18 protein-coding genes and 1 riboswitch are annotated in these 19,511 nt (G+C 71.7%); of the genes, 9 read left to right on the top strand and 9 right to left on the bottom strand.

Annotation, left to right across the window (positions count from 1 at the left end; all coding sequences use genetic code 11):
- Window positions 1–35 precede the first annotated feature (35 nt).
- Window positions 36–866 carry an alpha/beta hydrolase family protein gene (locus BLS56_RS05160; protein WP_091448569.1) on the top strand — a complete coding sequence of 277 codons (831 nt, stop codon included), beginning with the start codon at window positions 36–38 and terminating at the stop codon, window positions 864–866.
- 36 nt (window positions 867–902) lie between these two features.
- Here the strand turns inward: BLS56_RS05160 and BLS56_RS05155 are convergent, their stop codons facing one another.
- Window positions 903–1,214, bottom strand: coding sequence for a GNAT family N-acetyltransferase (locus BLS56_RS05155; RefSeq protein ID WP_407640476.1), 312 nt, complete (start codon window positions 1,212–1,214; stop codon window positions 903–905).
- Window positions 1,211–1,480, bottom strand: coding sequence for a DUF305 domain-containing protein (locus BLS56_RS05150; protein ID WP_091448564.1), 270 nt, complete (start codon window positions 1,478–1,480; stop codon window positions 1,211–1,213). The genes BLS56_RS05155 and BLS56_RS05150 overlap by 4 nt, the downstream gene beginning before the upstream one ends.
- Before the next feature lie 136 nt (window positions 1,481–1,616).
- Between BLS56_RS05150 and BLS56_RS05145 the strand changes: the two genes are divergently transcribed.
- Window positions 1,617–2,576, top strand: a complete 960-nt coding sequence (locus BLS56_RS05145; RefSeq protein WP_091448563.1) for an epimerase — start codon at window positions 1,617–1,619, stop codon at window positions 2,574–2,576.
- Window positions 2,577–2,594: 18 nt separating this feature from the next.
- On the opposite strand, the gene BLS56_RS05140 is transcribed toward BLS56_RS05145, so the two are convergent.
- Window positions 2,595–3,842 (bottom strand): PP2C family protein-serine/threonine phosphatase, encoded by a 1,248-nt coding sequence (locus tag BLS56_RS05140; protein ID WP_091448561.1) that lies wholly within the window; start codon window positions 3,840–3,842, stop codon window positions 2,595–2,597.
- A 506-nt stretch (window positions 3,843–4,348) separates the two neighbouring features.
- Window positions 4,349–4,520: riboswitch (cobalamin riboswitch) on the top strand.
- A 62-nt stretch (window positions 4,521–4,582) separates the two neighbouring features.
- On the opposite strand from BLS56_RS05140, the gene BLS56_RS05135 reads away from it, so the two are divergent.
- Genes BLS56_RS05135 through BLS56_RS05125 form a run of 3 tightly spaced genes read left to right on the top strand, consistent with a single transcriptional unit; the run spans window position 4,583 to window position 7,370 of the window.
- Window positions 4,583–5,590, top strand: a complete 1,008-nt coding sequence (locus tag BLS56_RS05135; protein ID WP_091448559.1) for an ABC transporter substrate-binding protein — start codon at window positions 4,583–4,585, stop codon at window positions 5,588–5,590.
- Window positions 5,587–6,594, top strand: coding sequence for a FecCD family ABC transporter permease (locus BLS56_RS05130; protein WP_228771358.1), 1,008 nt, complete (start codon window positions 5,587–5,589; stop codon window positions 6,592–6,594). The genes BLS56_RS05135 and BLS56_RS05130 overlap by 4 nt, the downstream gene beginning before the upstream one ends.
- Complete coding sequence (locus tag BLS56_RS05125) at window positions 6,591–7,370, top strand: ABC transporter ATP-binding protein (protein ID WP_091448556.1); 780 nt, start codon at window positions 6,591–6,593, stop codon at window positions 7,368–7,370. Before BLS56_RS05130 ends, BLS56_RS05125 begins: the two co-directional genes overlap by 4 nt.
- Before the next feature lie 128 nt (window positions 7,371–7,498).
- On the opposite strand, the gene BLS56_RS05120 is transcribed toward BLS56_RS05125, so the two are convergent.
- From BLS56_RS05120 to BLS56_RS05110, 3 genes are read right to left on the bottom strand one after another with little or no spacing between them, the layout of a single operon-like run.
- A complete protein-coding gene (locus BLS56_RS05120; protein ID WP_175482663.1) occupies window positions 7,499–8,155 on the bottom strand; it encodes a response regulator transcription factor in 657 nt (218 codons plus the stop codon).
- Window positions 8,137–9,300, bottom strand: coding sequence for a hypothetical protein (locus BLS56_RS05115; protein WP_091448555.1), 1,164 nt, complete (start codon window positions 9,298–9,300; stop codon window positions 8,137–8,139). Before BLS56_RS05115 ends, BLS56_RS05120 begins: the two co-directional genes overlap by 19 nt.
- A complete protein-coding gene (locus BLS56_RS05110) occupies window positions 9,300–10,541 on the bottom strand; it encodes a sensor histidine kinase (protein WP_091448553.1) in 1,242 nt (413 codons plus the stop codon). Before BLS56_RS05110 ends, BLS56_RS05115 begins: the two co-directional genes overlap by 1 nt.
- 260 nt (window positions 10,542–10,801) lie before the next feature.
- On the opposite strand from BLS56_RS05110, the gene BLS56_RS05105 reads away from it, so the two are divergent.
- Window positions 10,802–12,415, top strand: coding sequence for a GGDEF domain-containing protein (locus BLS56_RS05105; RefSeq protein WP_139190516.1), 1,614 nt, complete (start codon window positions 10,802–10,804; stop codon window positions 12,413–12,415).
- Between the two features lie 50 nt (window positions 12,416–12,465).
- On the opposite strand, the gene BLS56_RS05100 is transcribed toward BLS56_RS05105, so the two are convergent.
- Both BLS56_RS05100 and BLS56_RS05095 read right to left on the bottom strand, forming a co-directional pair.
- Complete coding sequence (locus BLS56_RS05100; RefSeq protein ID WP_091448549.1) at window positions 12,466–13,278, bottom strand: WXG100 family type VII secretion target; 813 nt, start codon at window positions 13,276–13,278, stop codon at window positions 12,466–12,468.
- A 15-nt stretch (window positions 13,279–13,293) separates the two neighbouring features.
- A complete protein-coding gene (locus tag BLS56_RS05095) occupies window positions 13,294–13,797 on the bottom strand; it encodes a YbaB/EbfC family nucleoid-associated protein (RefSeq protein ID WP_175482662.1) in 504 nt (167 codons plus the stop codon).
- Between the two features lie 174 nt (window positions 13,798–13,971).
- Between BLS56_RS05095 and BLS56_RS05090 the strand changes: the two genes are divergently transcribed.
- Window positions 13,972–14,586, top strand: a complete 615-nt coding sequence (locus tag BLS56_RS05090; RefSeq protein ID WP_407640475.1) for a malonic semialdehyde reductase — start codon at window positions 13,972–13,974, stop codon at window positions 14,584–14,586.
- Between the two features lie 36 nt (window positions 14,587–14,622).
- Here the strand turns inward: BLS56_RS05090 and BLS56_RS05085 are convergent, their stop codons facing one another.
- Window positions 14,623–16,050, bottom strand: coding sequence for an LVIVD repeat-containing protein (locus BLS56_RS05085; RefSeq protein WP_091448543.1), 1,428 nt, complete (start codon window positions 16,048–16,050; stop codon window positions 14,623–14,625).
- Window positions 16,051–16,211: 161 nt separating this feature from the next.
- On the opposite strand from BLS56_RS05085, the gene BLS56_RS05080 reads away from it, so the two are divergent.
- Both BLS56_RS05080 and thrS read left to right on the top strand, forming a co-directional pair.
- Entirely contained in the window at window positions 16,212–16,844 is a 633-nt protein-coding gene (locus tag BLS56_RS05080) for a DUF305 domain-containing protein (RefSeq protein ID WP_091448541.1), read from the top strand.
- Window positions 16,845–17,034: 190 nt separating this feature from the next.
- Window positions 17,035–19,047, top strand: a complete 2,013-nt coding sequence (gene thrS / locus BLS56_RS05075) for a threonine--tRNA ligase (RefSeq protein ID WP_407640486.1) — start codon at window positions 17,035–17,037, stop codon at window positions 19,045–19,047.
- Window positions 19,048–19,511 lie beyond the last annotated feature (464 nt).

The following is a 19,511-nucleotide window of genomic DNA, read 5'->3' as shown; positions in this document are numbered from 1 at the left end:
GTGGCCTGGGAGTCCAGGAAAACGTGGGGGAGCCAATGGAAACCATCACCGGGTCCGCAGCGGGTGTGCCGTTCACGGCGCTGCCACCGGCAGGCGTGGCCGCAGGCCCCGCGCCGCTGATCGTGACCTGGCACATGCTGGACGCGCCCCGCACCGACGCGGCCTTCGCGGCCGCGCTGCCCATGGCCAGGGTGCCCGCCTGGCGGGTGCACCTGGGTATGCCGATGTGCGGGGCGCGGATGGCCGACGGCCGCGTCGACGCCGTCGTCGACCTCATCCGCGCGGACCCGCTGATGGCGTACCTGGCCCCGTTCCTCCGCCAGGCGGCCGATGAGTTCCCGGCCGCGCTGGCCGCTCTGCGCGACCGGTTGCCGGTTGACGACGGGCCGGTCAGCGTCCTCGGCGGTTCGCTCGGCGGGGCCGTGGCGCTGGAGGTGCTGACCACGGGGCGGGTTCCGCTCAAGGCGGTCGCCCTGGTCAACCCGGCTGTGCGGATGCGCTCGGCTGTCGAGGTCATCGAGGCCGGGTTCGGACAGCCATACCCGTGGACCGCCGAGTCCCGCGCGACCGCGGACGACCTGGACTTCGTCGCCCGCGTCGCCGCAGGTGTCCCGGCGCGACCGCCGCTGCTGCTCGTCAGCGGCGAACTCGACTACCCCGCGTTCCGGACGGACGCGACCGCGCTGGTCGACGCCCTACGCGAGCGGTACCCGCACCCGGACGATGTCGAAGTGACGACCGTGCCGGACTTGCCGCACCCGCTGGCCGAGGAACCCGGCCTGGAACCGGCGCCGCAGTCTCCCGCGGCCAAGGCGGTGGACGACATCCTGACCCGGTGGTTCCTGCGGCGGCTCACCGCGGCATGAGCGCCGGGCCCGGCGGAATCGAGAGGGGGTCAGCGCCTAGCCAATGTGCTTGCGGAAGCGCCGTTCGAGTCGTCCCGAAGACGGGTTCCGCTGCGTCTCTCCGGTGCCGACCCAGCCCGCTTTTTCGTAGACACCGACAGCGCGCTCGTTGTCGTTGATCACCCACAGTTCGAGCGTGTCGCGACCGATCTCCCGGGCGTGGTCCTCCGCGCCGCGAAGCAGGCGACCCGCCACCCCGCCACCCCACGCGGCCGGGTCGACGCCGAGATAGATCTCCAGAATCCGCGGACCGGGGGCGAACAGGGTGAAACCCACGGGCTGGCTGTTTCGCCACGGAATTGGTGTCACACGCACGTATTAACCGGGTAAACGTCATCACCGGGACAACATGTTTCGGCTCCGAGCCCGGTCAGCGAAGCGGTCATGGCGCCGATCTCGCGCTGTTGTTCGGCGACCATGACCGCGGCGGTGTCGCGGACCTGGGGATGCGCGGCGTGCCGGGTGGCGGCCTCGGCCACGGTGAGCGTGCCCCGGTGGTGGCGGATCATCAGCCGGAGGAACCAGACGTCGAACTCCGGCCCGGTGAACTCGCCGAGCCGGTTGAGCTCGGGCATGGGATGACCGAGTCCATGCTGAGACTGGACTGGGCGGGCGCGAGCCCGGCGAGTCCGACAGCCAGTGACCAACCCCTCCGGCGTGATGTCGGTGGCGGCGTCCCGATCGGCGGTAGCGTGGCCCCAAGGGGGTTCTATGAAGATCGTGCTGCCCGGTGGCACCGGGAACGTCGGCGGGTTTCTCGGGCGGGCGCTGGCCGCGGCCGGGCACGAGGTCGTCGTGCTGAGCAGGCAGGACGGGGGCGGTCGCGGGGACGGGGTCCGCCGCGTGCGGTGGGACGGGCGCGCGCTCGGCCCGTGGGCGGCCGAGATCGACGGTGCCGACGCGGTGGTCAACCTCGCCGGACGGAGCGTGAGCTGCCGGTACACCGAGGAGAACCTGCGGGAGATGATGGACTCCCGGGTCGACTCCGCACGGGTCGTCGGCGACGCGATCGCCGCGGCCGCCGCGCCGCCGCGGGTGTGGCTGCAGATGAGCACCGCGACCATCTACGCCCACCGGCACGACGCGGCCAACGACGAGGCCACCGGGGTCGTCGGCGGTGCCGAGGCGGGCGTGCCGGGGTACTGGGCGTTCAGCGTCGAGATCGCCAAGCGGTGGGAGTCGGCCCAGGAACAGGCGCCGACGCCCGCGACGCGGAAGGTCGCGCTGCGGACCGCGATGGTGATGAGCCCGGACCGGGGGAGTGTGTTCGACGTCCTGTCCTGGATGGCCCGGCTCGGGCTGGGCGGGCCGGTGGCGGGCGGGCGGCAGTACGTCTCCTGGATCCACGGCGGCGACTTCCTCCGGGCCGTGGACTTCCTCCTGGCCCGAGACGACCTGCGCGGGCCGGTCAACCTGGCCGCGCCCGGGCCCGTTCCGCAGCGGGAATTCGTCCGGACCCTGCGCCGGGCGTGGCGGATGCCGGTGGGGCTGCCCGCGACGAAGTGGATGGCCGAGATCGGCGCGTTCGCGCTGCGCTCGGACACCGAGCTGCTGCTCAAGAGCCGCCGGGTCGTCCCGGGACGGCTCCTGGACGCCGGGTTCGCGTTCGACTTCCCGCGCTGGGCGGACGCGGCGGCCGACCTGGTGCGCGCGACCCGCGCGCGGCGCTGACGCCGCCGGGGCTCCGGTTCACCGGCTCGCTGGCTCGTGGTGGGGCGGGTCCTCGCGGGCGGGCATGTGCCTGATCGCGAGCAGGGTGATGTCGTCGGTGCCGGGCTGGTCGCCGACCAGGGCGGACATGATCCGGACGCAGGTCGCCTCGGCCGGGGCTGGGGTGACGACCTGGCGGAGCCTCTCCAGCCTGCTGTCCAGGTCCAGCTTGCGCCGCTCGACCAGGCCGTCGGTGTAGAGGACGACCACCGCGCCCGGCGGCACCTCGACGCTGGCGCTTCTGCGGCCGGTGAGGGCCAGGCCGAAGCCGATCGGCGGGCCGAGCGGGGTGTCGACGAACGCGGCCTCCCGCCCGGGGACGGCGATGACGGGCGGGAGGTGGCCCGCCGAGGCGAGGTCCATCCGGCCGGTCACCCGGTCGATGATCGCGTAACCCACGGTGGCCATGGTGTGGCCCTCGAAGTGGCTGGCCTTGCGGTCGAGTTTGTTGAGCACCTCGGCGGGGTCGGCGGACTCCAGGGCATAGGCGCGCAGCGCGCTGCGCAGTCGCCCCATGACGATCGCGGCGGACAGGCCGCTGCCCGCGACGTCGCCGATCACCAGGCCGACGCGCTTGTCGGGCAGGTCGAACACGTCGTACCAGTCGCCGCCGACGCCGGTGTCCGCGCCGAGGACGTAGCGGGCGGCCAGCTCCCAGTCCGGGGTGGCGGGCAGGAGCCCGGGCAGCAGGCTGTCCTGCAGCATGGCGGTCGCCGCCCGCTCCGACCGCGACCGGTGCATGTGCGCGGCCAGCGCGAGCCGGTCGGCGACCAGCTGCAGCAGGTCGGTCTCCTCGTCGGTGAACCGGCGGACCGTGGTGCTGCCCACATGCAGCACCCCGACCAGGTCGCCCTGGGCGACCATCGGCACCCCCAGCAGGACCCGCAGCCCCCGCTCCCACAGCAGCGGATTGACGACGGTCGACGGGTCCACGTGCTCGATCCGCACCGGCTCCCGTCGCAGCGCCACCCGCCCGGCGAACCCGGCCCCCACCGGCACCCGGACCCCCTGGAAGACCTCGGCCTCCAGTCCGGAGGTCGCCCTGGCCACCAGCTGCTCACCACGCGGGTCGATCAACAGAACGGTCACGGTGTCGACGGCGAACAGATCGCGCACCCGCGCGAGCATCGCCGCGAAGAGCTCATCGAGATCCAGTTCCCGCAGCGAGCTGTCGGTGACCGCCTCCAGCACCCGCAGCCGCAGCTCCGGATCTCTCCCGTCATCCATCGATCAACCCGCCTACGCCCTTCCACGCCTGCCGACTCCAACAGCACGAGCGCGTGACGGTTGCCAGATGAGCCGGTGCCGGAGAACCACCGTACCCGGGACCGAGCACAACCACCGATAGCGCGCCGGGACCACCGCCGTTCGCCCCGTGGGGAGATGGTGGCAGCCGGTTACCAACCCAAACCACCCCCCAGCCGACAAGCCACCTCGCGAACCAGACCTGCCCCCGCCAAGTGCCCGGGAGAAGCAAGGAACGGCCACCCAAGCCTTGCCCTGTCAGCTGCTCGATAGGGCGAAAGAACACCCGCCCCCTGCCAGGCCGCACCAGCGCCCGCCAAGTGCTCGATGGGCGCGGGACAGCACACCCGCCCCCCACACAAAGCCGTACTCGGCCCTGCCAGGTACCAGCCGGGTAGAGCAGACCAACACACCCCAGCCCTCATAGAAGCCAGCTCAAGCAGAAGCAACAGCGACGAAGACCACACCGCGTTCGGCGGACGGGGTCGCTACAGTGCCCGGGAGCCAGTCGTGCCCAGCGATGGGTCAGGGAATCCGGTCGGAAGCCGGGGCTGACGCGCAGCGGTAGGAGTGACAAGCGGAACAGTGCTTTGTGGACCAGTGCCCACGAAGCCCCGCGACCACTTGAGCCCGAACACCTGCTGGCTCCCGGTCCGCGCACTGGGTGCGGCACCGGACCACCTCGTATGGGCTTCGCGCATGAGCCCAGGTGAAGGACAACGATGTCGCGTCGTGCCCGGTTGCCGCTTGCCTGTCTTGCCTCCCTCATGGTTCTCACCGGGTGCGGGTCGACCGCCGCCGACCACCGCGGCGCTCCCGCGGGGGTGGTGCTGGACAACTGCGGTCGCCAGACCGCCGTCGAACAACCGCCCCGGCGGGCGGTGAGCCTCAACCAGGGGTCCACCGAACTGCTGCTGGCGCTGGGCCTGGCCGACCGGATCGCGGGCAGCGCGACCTGGACCGAGCCGGTGCGCGCCGACCTCGCCGAGGCGAACGCCCGGGTGCCGCGGCTGGCGGACGGCACGCCGTCGCTGGAGAGCGTGCTGACTGTGGAGCCGGATTTCGTGATCGGGCTCTACCACGCGATGTTCACCGACGAACGGGTCGCGACCCGGGACCGGTTCCAGGAGTTGGGTGTCCCGACATATCTCTCGCCGACCAGTTGCCTGCCCGAGTCCGCGGTGCTCGACAAGCCGGTCGAGCTGGCCGACATCTACCGCGAAGTCCTTGACGTGGCGCGGATTTTCGGTGTTCCGGAGCGCGGCGACGCGTTGGTGGCGCGGTTGCGGGAGCGGGTCGCCCGCGCCCAGGAACGCGTCGCGGCGCTGAAGCTGCAGGCGGACTTCTCGGCGGTGTTCTGGTTCGGACAGACCGAATCCCCGTATATGGCCGGGTCCACCGGCTCGCCCGCGATCATGGCGCGCGCGTTGGGCATCCGCAACGCCTATGCCGACGTCGCCTCGCTGTGGCCGCAGGTGAGCTGGGAGGACGTGCTGCGCAGGGACCCCGACCTCATCGTCCTCGCCGACCTGACCCGGGAAGGCCCCGGCCAGAGCATGAAGTCCAAAGTGGACTTCCTCACCGCCGATCCCGCGGTGCGCCAGCTCGGCGCGGTCCAGGCCACCCGGTGGCTGCCGATGCGCGGCACCGAGCTGAACATCACCATCAGCACGGTCGACGGCATCGAGAAGCTGGCCGACACCCTGGTCCGGCTCCACGGCGCCCCGTGAGAGCCGGAGTCCTGCTGGCCGTGGGGATTCCGGCGCTGATCGCCTCGCTCGCGGTGGCCACCGCCATCGGGCCTGCGGACCTCTCGCCCGGCGACGTCGCCGAGGTCGTGCGCGCCCGGCTCGGGTTCGGCGACACCGGGCTGTCCCGGATCGCCCAGGGCATCGTGTGGGACCTGCGGCTGCCGCGGACCCTGCTGGCCGCGGTGTGCGGCGCGGGCCTGGCGGTGTGCGGCGCGGTGTTGCAGTCGGTGCTGCGCAACCCGCTCGCCGACCCGTTCCTGCTCGGCATCTCCGCTGGGGCGTCCACCGGCGCGGTCGCGGTCGTCGTGCTCGGCCTCGGTGTCGGGACGCTGGGCCTGACCGCGGGGGCGTTTCTCGGCGCCGCCGTGGCCTTCGGCGTGGTCGTGGCGCTGGCGGCGGTCGCTGGCGGCGGGCCGGGCCGGGTGGTGCTCGCGGGCGTCGCGGCCACCCAGCTGTTCAGCGCGGTCACCTCCTACGTGGTGATCACCTCCGCGGACGCCGAGCAGACCCGCGGCGTGCTGTTCTGGCTGCTCGGCTCGTTGTCCCGGGCGCGCTGGGGCGACGTGGGCGTGGCCGCCGCGGTGTGCGCGGTGGCGATCGCGGTGTGCCTGGCGCGGGCGAACGACCTGGACGCGTTCGCCTTCGGCGCCGACGCGGCCGCGTCGCTGGGGGTGGCGGTGCGGCCGCTGCGGGCCACGCTGCTGGGCGTGACGGCGCTGCTGACCGCGACGCTGGTCGCCGTCGCGGGCGCGATCGGGTTCGTCGGGCTGGTCCTGCCGCACGCGGCGCGGCTGCTGGTGGGGCCGGGGCACCGCGCCGCGCTCCCGGTGACCGCGCTGCTCGGCGCGCTGCTGCTGGTGTGGGTGGACACCCTCGCCAGGACAGCGGCCGCGCCGCTGGAGGTCCCGGCGGGCGTGGTCACCGCGCTGGTCGGCGTGCCCGCGTTCGCCGTCCTGCTGGCCAGAAGGCGGGCGGCGGTATGAGCCTGCGCGCCCAGGACGTGACCTGGTCGGCGGACGGCAGAGTCATCGTCGACCGGGTGAGCGTCCGCGTCGAACCCGGCTCGACGCTGGGCCTGCTCGGCCCGAACGGCTCGGGGAAGTCCTCGCTGCTGCGCCTGCTCGCCGGGCTGCGCAAGCCCACCGGCGGCGCGGTCCTGCTCGACGGCGTGACCGTCACCGGCAGCGCCGCTCGCGGCCGCCGTGGGTTCGCCCGCCGCGTCGCGCTGGTCGAGCAGCAGGTGAGCACCGAGGTGGACCTGACCGTCGCCGAGGTCGTCGCGCTGGGCCGCGTCCCGCACCGCGGCGGCTGGGGCGCGCTGTCCGAGCCGGACCACGCGGTGGTCGCCCAAGCCCTGGACCGGACGGGCATGGCGCACCTGGCGCGGCGGCGCTGGCACAGCCTCTCCGGCGGCGAACGCCAGCGCGCCCAACTCGCCCGCGCCCTGGCCCAGGAGCCGCGCGAGCTGCTGCTGGACGAGCCGACCAACCACCTGGACATCGCCCACCAACTCGACCTGCTCGCCCTGGTCCGCCGCCTCCCGGTCACCGCGGTCGTCGCCCTGCACGACCTCAACCTGGCCGCGGCCTACTGCGACGACCTGCTCGTGCTCGCCGCTGGCCGGGTCGTCGCCGCTGGCGCGCCCGCCACCGTGCTCACCGCCGACCTGGTGCGCGAGGTCTACGGCGTGCGGTGCGTGATCACGCCGCTGGACGACCGGGGAACACCGCACATCCGTTTCCTGCCCCCGGATCAGTAGGTCCACTGTGGACTGATGGCCGCCGGAAGCCGCGCGGTGGTGGGGCGCGTTCGGCGGCGCGCCCCATTTCGCCCAACAGGCTAGGGAGAAACCCGGGTTCCTCGGGGCGGTCGTTCGACCCGCAGTCGCTACAGCTCGTCCAGCCGCACCAGGCCGTCCTGGATCGCGCGGGCCACCAGTGCCGCCTTGGTCGAGGCGGGGCGGCCCGCGTTGGCGTAGCGGATGCGGACCCGGTCGATGTAGCTGTTCACCGTGCGCACGGACAGGCCGAGTTTGCGGGCCACCATTTCCTTGGACTCGCAGGCGAACCAGTTGACCAGCACGTCGATCTCCCGCGGCGTCGGGCGCGGCCGGTCGGGCCGGTTGTCGGTGGTGATGGCGCGCGCCATGGACGGCGGCGTGTAGGGCAGGTGCTGCCGGGCGGCGTGGATGGCGTGCACCAGGTGCCCCGGGCCCTCGGTCTTGGCCAGGTAGGCGAACGCGCCGATGTCGAGGCAGGTGAGGATGGCGTCGCGGTCCTCGCGCATGGTGTACACGATCACCTGGCGGCCCGCGTCGACCAGCCTGCGCAGGTCGGAGAAGGCCGGGACCTGCCCGGACAGCTGCAGGTCGAACACCACGACGTCGGCGGCCAGGCCGGGTCCGGTCCAGGCGGCCGCCGGGGTCGCCCCGGAGTCGACGACCTCGACCGGCGGATCGGCCTTGGCGCACCAGGCCTCGACCCCGGCGATGATCGCCGGGTGGTCGTCGACCAGCACCACCGTGGTCACTCCCGCGGCCGCCACGTGGCCTCCATCCAGACTCTGGACCCGTCCACGAGCCGGGTCACGGTCACCGTGCTGTCGTTCGCTGCGCTGTCGTTCACTGCGCTGTCGTTCGCTGCCCTTTCGTTGACGGCAGCGGGTTCCGGGTCGTTCCCCTCGGCGGGGCAGGCGTCGGCCAGCACGCTCACCGTCACACCGGTCGGCGACCCGAGCACCGTCACCCGCGCCTCGGTTGCGGCTGTGGCCAGGGTCCGCAACGCCGGTTCGGTCAGCGCGCGGCGCACCGGCAGCGGCGGGGTCGGGTAGTCCCCGCAGGCGCCGAGATAGACCGAGACCCCTTTGCGTTCCGCCAGATCCAGACATGCCCGCAGTTCATGCAGCAGCGGGTCGTCCACCTCGTCGTGCTCGGCGAACAGCCTGCGCAGCCGGGCCGCGGCCACGGCGTAGGCGGCGCGCACGCCCGGGTCGGCCAGGTCCGCCGAGCCGGTCGTCAGGTCGGTCAGCAGCGGCACGGCCGTGGTGGCGAGGTCGGCGTACCGGGACCGGCGGTCGGCGTGCAGGTGCTCGGCGATGGCCTCCGCGGTCCGCACCCGCTCCGCGCGCTCGGCCGCGGCGGCGGCGGTGGCGGTGAGGCGGCGCGAGGCCATGGCTGCGGCCAGGACCGGCAGCTCGCAGCCGAGCACGACGGCGGTGACCACGACCAGGTCGGCGACCTCGTGGTGCTGCCCGACCAGGATCAGCTGCGCGAAGCTGCCCGCCGTGTGCGCGGCGAGGGACGCCACCGTCGCCGCCGCGCTGTGGTCGGCCAGCACCAGCAGCACGAACCAGCCGATCACGCCGTAGGACCACTCCGCTTCCGACATCAGCTCGGCCGCCGGAATGCCCGTGGTGGCGAGGACAGACGCGGTGAACACCGCCGCCAGCAAGATCCAGCGCGGTTTTCCGAGCCCACGGTCCCGCAGGACCTGGACGCCCGCCGCGACCGCGACCGCGGTCAGGATCGCGAACGCGAGCACCTCCTGGGGCAGGCTGCGATAGGTCCGCGAGTTCGCCAGCAGCAGCGGAAGGGCGAAGCAGAACAGGGTGACGACCGTGATCGCCAACGTCGCCAGCCGCAGCCCGCGGCGGAGGTTGCCCGCCATGAGGTCCCGACTCGGCTCAGCCATCAGGGCCCGGTCTCGAAATGCCGGTGCGGGCCGGTTCCTGGCGTTGCGGCCGCGACGCCGCGCATACCGGTGTCGTGCTTGGGCGTCGTGGCCGTGCCGTCCGGCGCGGCTGGCGGGTGCCGGTGCTTCGCGACAGGGCCCGGCAGCTCAAGGCGGACCCGGGCGCCCGCGCCGGGAGCGCTCGTCACGATCGCCCGCCCGCCGACGCGCGCCATGCGCTCCGCGATCGATCCGGACACCCCGCGCCGGTGCGGCGGCACCGTCTCCGGCGCGAACCCCCGGCCCCGGTCGGCGACCTCGACGGTGATCAGGCCGCCCGCGCCTGCCACGACCAGTTCCGCGCGGTCGACCCCGGCGTGCCGGGCCACGTTGGCCAACGCTTCCCTTGCCGCCGCGGCGATCGCCGCGGCCTGCGGCGCGGGCGCGGGCATGGTCGGCGGCGAGCGCAGGTCGACCGCCACCGCGGCGTGCCGCGCCACGTCGCCGAGCAGCCGCACCAGATCCGTGGCGCCGTCGGGTATTTCCGGCCGCGCGGAGAGGATTTCCAGGTCCCGGGCGGCCCTCGCGGCGAGCCACGGCTCGGTCCCGGACACCATGCGCGCGCCGACGGCGAGCAGGGTCGCCGCCGCGGTGTCGTGCAGGGTCGCCAGGTGCTCGCGCTCGTCCGCGCGCCGGGCCGCCGCGACCGCGGCCGCGCGCCGGGCCCGCTCACCCGCCGCGACGGCCTGGTCGGCGCGCCGGGCGGCGGCCCGCACCATCAGGAACAGCACCCGGGACAGGCCCGCCTCGGCGAAGGTCCACAGTCCAGTGAGGACGAACCCGGTCTCCGGCGCGACGCCCGCCTGATACGCCGCGACGACCGCCGTGGTCAGCAGCACCGCGCCGGGTGTGGTGGTGAACCACTGGTGCGCGACCGCGGTGACCGAGACGACGGCGAGGACCCAGTTCGTGCTGTCGGCCAACGAGTCCGGCGGCACGGTCCACCGCTGGGTCAGGCACAGCAGCACGACCACCGCGGTGTCGGCGGGCAGCACCCACCCCCGGGCCCCCAGCCGGGTGTAGACCACGCTCCACGCGCCGAGCCCGGCGACGACCGCCATGACCAGCGGGCGCTGCGCGGGAGAAGCCTGCGCCAGCGCCGCGCCGCCCGCGCAGGCCATCGCCGCGGTGCGCATGACGACGGCGTAGCGGCGGCCGTACCGGTGCGACTCGGCTTCGGTCGCGGCGCCCGCTGGCTCCATGCCGGTGATCGTAGTGGCCCCCGGACACCCGGTGATCGGTTTCCAGCGTCGGCGAGTGACGGCTTCTGCGTCTTTCTGGGTGAACATGATCCATTCGGCCGGTTCCGGTCACCCGCGGTCCTAACGTCGTCGGTGTCGATGCTGGGGGGCATACGGTGAGCCGGTGGGCAGGGCGCCAAGCGCGCCTTCTGGACGTTCTCGCGACCAAGGGGTCCCGCACGCGGCGGCGGGCCGAGGTGCTGTCGGTTGTCGGTGACCACGTGACCCGGATCGCCCTTGCCGTGCTGGTTTTCCAGCAGACCTTGTCGGCGGCGTGGACCGCTCTCGCGTACGTGGCGACGTGCGTTCCCGCGTTCCTGCGCGGCGTGTTCCGCGGGCAGGCCTCCGGTCCAGCGCTGATCACACCGCGCGCGGCGCCGCGAAGCGGATCGGGAACGCCGCCCCGGCGAACCCCGGCAACGCCATGCCCGCCGCCCCGATCGCGCCGAGAACGGCGGCGCCTGGGGTGGCTTCGGGCGCGCGGCGGAAACCGCGGCCCCCAGGGCGGGACCGAGTTCGTCCAGAGTGGACGGCAGGGTGAGCGGCGGTCGAGGGCGATCTCGCACTGGGCGATCTGGGCGCTGCCGCGCAGGGTGACGGTCTTCCTGCTCGCCGTGGAGGGGATCACCGCCGTGCTCACGGTGATCATGGTGGCGCACAGCGAGGTCGACGGTCCCGCGCTGGTCACCTTCGGCTGCGTCGCGGGCCTGGGCCTGGTGATCGGCGAGATCACCCGGCACGTCGAACGCGCCCGGCGGCGGTTCGACGACACCCCGCACATCAACCTCACCTCCGTGTGGACCCTCGCCGCGGCGCTGCTGTTGCCGCCGCCGCTGACGGTCCTGGTCGTGGTTCTGCTCTACCAGCACCTGTTCTGGCGCAGTTGGGCCCATGTGGCGGGCGTGCACGCCTACCGGCTCGTCTACTCCGCGTGCACCGTGATCCTGGCCGCGTCGGCGTCGGGCGAGATCTGCCGCGTGCTCGGCTTCACGCCCAGCGACCTGAGCGCGTGGCGTGAGCCCGGGTCGGTCGGGGTCGTCCTGGCGGCGATCTTGGCGTATTCGATCGTCAACTCGGGTTTGGTGGAAGCCGCGATCGTCTTGTCCGATGGCGGCTTCGACGTTCGCCGCGTGCTCGGAACCACGCGGGAGAACGCGCTGGAGTACGGAACCCTCGGCCTCGGCGCGACCGGGGCGCTGCTGCTCACGCTGTACCCGGCGTGGGTGCTGCTGATGGTGCCCGCCCTGCTGGTGCTGCACCGCAGCGTGCTGATGCGGCAACTGGAGGAAGCCGCGTCGACCGACCCCAAGACCGGCCTGGCCAACCCGGCGGGCTGGACGAACATCGCGAACCGGGAACTCGACCGCGCCACCCGCGACGGCGGGACCGTGGGCGTCCTCATGGTCGACCTGGACCACTTCAAGAAGATCAACGACACGCACGGCCACCTCGTCGGCGACCAGGTGCTCAAGGCCGTGGCGCAGACCCTGGCCAAGGCGGTCCGACGGCACGACCTGGTGGGGCGCTGGGGCGGCGAGGAGTTCGCGGTCCTCTGCCCGGACGTGTCCGGGGCCGAACTCGTCCGCATCGCCGACCGCGTCTGCGACCTCGTCCGCCACCTCGACGTCCCGGTGTCGTTGGCGGGCGACCACCTCGTCGTGGACCACCTGACCGTCTCGGTCGGCGCCGCCCGCTACCCCGAGAGCGGCCCGACCCTCCAGGACATCCTGCTCGCCGCCGACGGCTGCCTCTTCGCCGCCAAGAACAACGGCCGCGACCAGGTCCAGTCGGGCCGCACCCCCGTCGACGAGCGGGACCACGCCATCCGGCCGTGACCCGGGCAGCGCTTCCCGCGCCTTCGGGCGGCCCCGGCGGGCAGCGCGTGTCAGTTCTGGGGCATCTCGTAGGGCTGGACCGCGTCGTAAGCCGTCTTGGCCTTGTCGCCGTAGTCGGAGAACCGCTCCAGCGCCTTGATCAAACCGGACATCTTCTTGGTCAGGTCGCCGATGCGCTCGCCCATCCGGGTCATCGCCTGGACCAGCTTGGCGAGCCGCCGGGCCATCTTGGTGGCCAGCATCGACGCGCGCACGCCCGCGTACCCGGCGAAGGTCGCGACCGAGCCGCCGCAGGTGGGCACCGCCGCCGCTGCCGCGATCAGCGCGCCCGCGATCAGTTCGCCGATGAACTCGGAGATCCAGTCGAAGATCATCGCCCGGAGCTCGCAGACCAGCGCGCCGGACAGGGCGTAGATCGCCGCCGTTCCGTCCATGGTGCTGCCCAGCGCCTCGTACTCGGCGGCCATCTGCTCCATGTTCGCCCGGAACGCCTCGCTGGACTGGCCCTCCCACGACTCGCCAACCGACGCCAGGTCCTCGCGGTGCTCCTGGGCGATCATCTTCATTTCCAGGGCGGCGGTCTTGAGCTGGTCGGTGTTGGCGTTGATCTCGTCCGGGTTGCCCAGCAGCGCGTCCAGCGGCTCGCGGATGAAGCTGATGTGCTCCATCAGCCAGCCGACACCGGCGGAGAACACCGCCGCCAGCGGGTTGGCCGCCGAGGACACCAGGTCCACGACCATCCCCACCCCGCCGAGCGTGGCGTCGATGACGTCGACGCCCTCGCCCTCGGAGTCGGCCACCAGCGTGTCGACGAATCCGGCGACGCTCTCGACGGCCCCCGCGCCCTCGTACCACTCGGTCACAGCCCAGCCCCCGCTTTAGTCCCGGAAAATCGATTCGTCACTGAAGTCGTCGTCGTCCCGCACGGGCCGCGCCGGGCGGCGGGGCCGGGCCGGGGGAGGGGGCGGCGGATCGTCCGGCTCGGCCTGGGGCGCGAAGCGCGCCTGCTCGGCGCGGGCGGTTTCCGGCTCGGGCTCGTCGTCGGGGGGCAGGTACTCGGTGATCATCTTGTAGGTCTCCGACCCGGCCCCGCCCACGGCCGCGAACGTCTCCGCGACGTGCGTCGCCGAGGTCCGCTGCGCCGCGCGCGCGGTGGCCATGATCTCCGCGGCCAGCGCTTGCGGCGACTTCGTCATCGCCGCGGCGGTGAGCCGCAGCTCGCTCAGCGCGCCGTTGGGGGCGACCGCGACGGTGATCGCGCCGTCGGCCGAGGACGCGCTCGCGCCCGCGCTCTCCAGGCCCTCCTTGATCGCGGCGGCCTTCGCCTGCGCGTCCGCGATCTTGCCCTCGAACTCGCGCAGCCACTCTTCGGGCGTTTTCACCTGGTCCCCTGTCGACGCACTCCGGCCGGGTGAGCAGAGTGTCATACCGACCAGCGGCGCATGGCCGGAACGGGTCAAATCACGCCTCTTGTGAGTCGAACCACCTTCGGACGGGAATCGTCAAGCGCTCAACTAAGTTGTGGGGGAGTGACGGCGAACTTCTCAGGGGAGTGTGTGATGAGCGTGGCGCAGGGCACCCAGGATCTTCTGCTGGCCGAGGCGGCGCAGGACCTGCTGTTCCGGGAGGCGCGGACGGCGAACACGTTTTCCGACGAGCCGGTGAGCGAGGAGCGGATCCAGGCGATCTACGACCTGGTGAAGTGGGCGCCCACCTCGATGAACGTCCAGCCGCTGCGGGTGCTGCTGGTGCGCTCGCCGGAGGGCCGGGAGCGGCTGCTCAAGCACATGTCGGAGGGCAACCGGGCGAAGACGGCCGCGGCGCCGCTGACCGCGATCCTGGCCGCCGACGTGGACTTCCACGAGCACCTGCCGACGCAGTTCCCGCACGTGCCCAACGCGAAGGACTTCTTCACCGACGAGGAAGGCCGGATCGAGACGGCGCGGTTCAACGCGCTGCTGCAGGTCGGGTACTTCGTGCTCGGCGTGCGGGCCGCCGGGCTCGCGGCTGGCCCGATGAGCGGGTTCGACGCGGACGGGGTGAACCAGGAGTTCTTCCCGGACGGCCGGAAGAAGTCGCTGCTGGTGGTCAACATCGGCAACCCCGGCGAGAACGCCTGGTTCGCGCGCAGCCCGCGACTGGCGTACGAGCAGGTCGTCGAGACGGTCTGAGAACAGGCGGGGGCCCCGCGGGGCCCCCGCCTTCGGCTAGCGCCCGAACGGCGTCTGGGTCTGGGCGTTCAACTCGGTCGACTTGAACGCCTTGGCGATGTCGGTGCGTGGGTCGTTGATCGCGAGCACGTCGAAGCCCTTGCCCAGGTCGGACGAGTAGATGTGGCCGTTGTAGTAGTACGCCGACCACGAGCCGCCGCCCTCGTTCGGGTCGGCGGCGGGCCCGCGCTCGAAGAAGCCGATCTCCTGGGGCTTCTTCGAGTCGGTGAAGTCGATCACCTGCAGGCCGCCCATGTACCAGGCCTGGACCATGATGTCCCGCCCGGGAATCGGCAGCAGCGAGCCGTTGTGCGCCACGCAGTTCTCGTCGTCGGTCTGGTGGCGGTCGATCTTGTAGAAGCCGCGGAACTCCAGTTTGCGCCCGTCGCCGCGACCGGTGATGTCGTAGATGCCGTCCGCGCCCCGGGTCGGGCCGATGGCCGCGTTGCAGGTCGGCGCGCCGCCGCCGCCGAGTTCGTCGGTGAACACGACCTTGGTGCCGTCGTTGTTGAACGTCGCCGAGTGCCAGAACGCGAAGTGCGCGTCGTCCTGCACGCGGTTGATCACCCGGGGCTTCTCCCGGTCGGAGATGTCCATCAGCACGCCGTCGCCCATGCACGCGCCCGCGGCGAGGTTCTTCAGCGGGTACACGGTGATGTCGTGGCAGCCGCTGGTCGCGGTCACGTAGCCGGACTCCACGCTGCCCGGCTTGCCGGGGTGGCCGCCGTCCGGGAACAGGTTCGGGGTCGCCACGACGGCCGCGTCGGCCGGGTTCTTCAGCGGCACCTTGATGATCGAGATCTTGTCGTGCGGCGGTGTGCAGTTCGCGATCGAGTCTGCCGGGCCATAAGAGGAGACGTACAGGTAGACGTTCTTACCCTGTCGGTCCGGCACCAGCGTGTGCGTGTGCGACCCGCAGGCGGTCTCTATCGCCTTGAGGTAGCGCGGGTTCTTCTTGTCGCTGATGTCGAAGATCTTCATGCCCTCCCAGTACGGCTTGCCGCCGTCGGGCTGACTGGCAGACGAGCAGGAGTCGTCGGTGCGCCGGGAGTCCGTCGAGAGGAACAAGAGGTTCCCGCTTACCGACACGTCGTTTTGCCCTCCGGGGCACAAGACCTGGCTGGTGATCGCGGGCTTCTTGGGGTTGCTGATGTCGTAGATCGTGAAGCCGAGGTAGTTGCCGGCGATCGCGTAGTCGCCGGTGAACGCGAGGTCGGTGCCCACGGAGTCGGGGCCGGACAGCGGAGCCGTGGCCGGGATGTTCGCGAGGTGGACGATGTTGGGGCTGCTGACGATCTCGTCCGCGGCCGGGAACGCGTTCCGCGCGGACGCGGACGGCACGCTCGCCAGCGCGGAGGCGACGACCGCCGCCGCGATGACCGCGGCGGACGCTGTGGCCCGTCGGCCACGCCTGGATGTTGGCACGCTCGGTACCCCCTCTTGTGGATCGAAACCGCAGTATGCCCATTCTGGTGCGGAACAAGCACCCTCTTTAGTTACCCGTTTTCACCAGTTGAACGGAGTCTGTTGCCGGGCTCGCGCTCGCGGTAGGTTCGGAAATCCGGCTGACGAGAGGAGCACCCCGGATGTCCTGGCTGCGGGTTGCCTGCGGTGCGGTCGTGCTCGTGTTCGCCGCCGGAGTGGCCGGATGCGCGAACGAGGCCGCCCCGCCGTCGCACCCTGTCGTGCAGCCGGGAAGGCCGGGTGAGCCGAACAAGACCCTGTCCGCGGAGGAAGCGTCTTCCGGCGTCCCGGTAGTCCCGCCCAATCAGGCGGACGTCGAGTACGTCCAGATGATGGTGGTTCACCACGGGCAGGCGCTGACCATGGCGGAACTGGCGCCCGACCGCGCTCAGGACGCCGCGCTGAAGGGACTGGCCGATCGCATTCTCGACGCCCAACGGGTCGAGATGGACATGCTGAACGGCTGGTTGGAGCGAAACGGCAAACCCAAGGCCGACCAGAACGGGCACGGCGGCCACGCGGACATGCCGGGAATGGCGACGCCGGACGAGTTGGCCGCGTTGCGCGCGGCGACCGGCGCCGAGTTCGACCGGTCGTTCCTGCGGTTGATGATCAAGCACCACGAGGGCGCGGTGGCCATGGCGAACGCCGTGCAGAAAGGCGGCGCGGACGTCAAGGTCCAGGAGATGGCCGACCACGTCATCGCCGAGCAGACCGACGAGATCGGCCGTATGCGGGCCATGCTCGGCCCCTGACTCCAGGTCACGGCCGGATTCCGAGTTCAAGATCCGAAGTTATCCACAGGCCGGGGAAACCGGGGAGCGAGCCGTCCGGACGGCTCGATAGCATCGTTGGTGTCCAGGTCACACCCGTCGTGACCGCCAGCGCACCCGAGGAGTCACCGTGTCCCAGCCGCAGCCCGCAGCCCTCGCACCCGCCCCGAGCGTGGTGGTGCGGGCGGGCACTACGGCGGGCGCGGCCGTCCGCGAGGCCGGGCTGCCCGGCAAGGGCCCGGACGCGATCGTCGTGGTCCGCGACCCCGATGGCAGGCTCCGCGACCTGTCCTGGTCCCCGGACTCCGATGTCACGGTCGAAGCGGTCGCCGCGGACACCGAGGACGGCCGCTCGGTGATCCGGCACTCCTGCGCGCACGTGCTCGCCCAGGCGGTGCAGCAGCAGTTCCCCGAGGCCAAGCTCGGCATCGGGCCGCCGGTCCGCGACGGCTTCTACTACGACTTCGACGTCGAGCGCCCGTTCACCCCTGAGGACCTGCAGGCGCTGGAGAAGCGCATGAAGCAGATCATCAAGGGGGCGCAGCGGTTCTCGCGGCGCGTGGTCGAGTCCGTCGACGCAGCCAAGCAGGAGTTGGCCGCCGAGCCGTACAAGCTCGAACTGGTCGACATCAAGAGCGACGTCGACACCAGCGAGGTCATGGAGGTCGGCGGCGGCGAGCTGACCGTCTACGACAACCTCGACCCGCGCAGCGGCGACCAGGTCTGGGGCGACCTGTGCCGGGGGCCGCACGTGCCGACCACCAAGCACATCCCGGCGTTCAAGCTCACCCGCGTGGCGGCGGCGTACTGGCGCGGCAACGAGAAGAACCCGCAGCTCCAGCGCATCTACGGCACCGCGTGGGAGTCCCAGGAGGCGCTGGACGCGCACCTGGAGAAGATCGCGGAGGCCGAGCGGCGCGACCACCGCCGCCTCGGGGCTGAGCTCGACCTGTTCAGCTTCCCCGACGAGATCGGCTCCGGCCTCGCGGTGTTCCACCCCAAGGGCGGCATCATCCGGCAGGAGCTGGAGGACTACTCGCGGCGCAGGCACGTCGAGGCGGGCTACGAGTTCGTCTACTCGCCGCACATCACCAAGGGCGCGCTGTTCGAGACCTCCAAGCACCTGGAGTGGTACAAGGACGGCATGTTCCCCGGCATGCACCTCGACGCCGAGCTGAACGTCGACGGCACGGTCCGCAAGCCAGGGCAGGACTACTACCTCAAGCCGATGAACTGCCCGTTCCACAACCTGATCTACCGCTCCCGCGGGCGTTCCTACCGCGAGCTGCCGCTGCGGCTGTTCGAGTTCGGCTCGGTGTACCGGTACGAGAAGTCCGGCGTCGTGCACGGCCTCACCCGGGTCCGCGGCATGACGCAGGACGACGCGCACATCTACGTCACCCGCGAGCAGTTGCTGCCCGAGATCCGCTCGCTGCTGGCCTTCGTGCTCGACCTGCTGCGCGACTACGGCCTGGACGACTTCTACCTGGAGCTGTCCACCCGCAACGACGAGAAGTACGTCGGCACCGACGAGCAGTGGGCCGAGGCCACCGCCATCCTGCGCGAGGCGGCGGAGTCCAGCGGCCTGGAACTGGTCCTCGACCCCGGCGGGGCCGCGTTCTACGCGCCGAAGATCTCCGTGCAGGCCAAGGACGCCCTCGGCCGCACCTGGCAGATGTCGACCATCCAGATCGACTTCCAGCTACCCGACCTGTTCAACCTCGAATACACCGCCAGCGACGGCTCCCGCCAGCAGCCGTACATGATCCACCGCGCCCTGTTCGGCTCCATCGAACGCTTCTTCGGCGTCCTCACCGAGCACTACGCGGGCGCCTTCCCCGCCTGGCTCTCCCCAGTCCAAGCGGTCGGCATCCCCATCGCGGAAGACCACGTCGAACACCTCCAGCAGATCGCGAAGTCCCTGCGCGCCAAGGGCATCCGCGTGGACGTGGACACCTCAGACGACCGGATGCAGAAGAAGATCCGCAACCACACCCTGCAAAAGGTCCCCTTCCTCCTGGTGGCGGGCGCCAAGGACGTGGAAGCGGGCTCGGTCTCCTTCCGCTTCCGCGACGGCTCCCAGGTGAACGGCATCCCCGTCGACCGCGCCGTGGACGCCATCCACCACTGGATCCAGCGCCGGGAAAACACCTCTCCCACCGCCGAGACCTTCACCCTCGACTAAACCGTCCACCCCCGCCGCGGGTCCTGGGCCCACACTCCCAGGGCCCGCGGCCAGCCATCCCGCGTCGGAGTGGCCACCGGCCGCCGGGAGGGACCAGGGCTTCGTCAAAGTCGGGTTTGGCAGGTCAGGAGGCTGCTGGGACCTCGACTGCGGTGTCTCGGCGACTTAGTGCGTGAGTAGGCGGGTGAGCTCGTTGACACGGTTCGCCGTCTGTCCCTATGGGACAGGGATGGTCCGCCGGTCATGTCCGCGCGTGGGTATCTCGACCTGGGATTGTTCGGCTTGACTGTGGTGGTCGCAGGGCGGGGGCTGATCGACTTTGACGGACCCCTGCCCGGAGGGACTGGCCCGAGTCCTCCAGCCTCACCGCCCGCCCACAGCGCGGTAAGTGTGCCGACCGCCTTCCCGCACTCAGCGAGCCCATGGCACCGGCCTCCGATTCCCTGCCGCCCTCGCCTATCGCG

This window comes from Actinokineospora iranica (assembly GCF_900101685.1).
In the GTDB taxonomy this organism is placed as follows: domain Bacteria; phylum Actinomycetota; class Actinomycetes; order Mycobacteriales; family Pseudonocardiaceae; genus Actinokineospora; species Actinokineospora iranica.
Note: the sequence above shows the minus strand (reverse complement) of the source record. Positions and strands in the feature narration are given on the sequence as shown.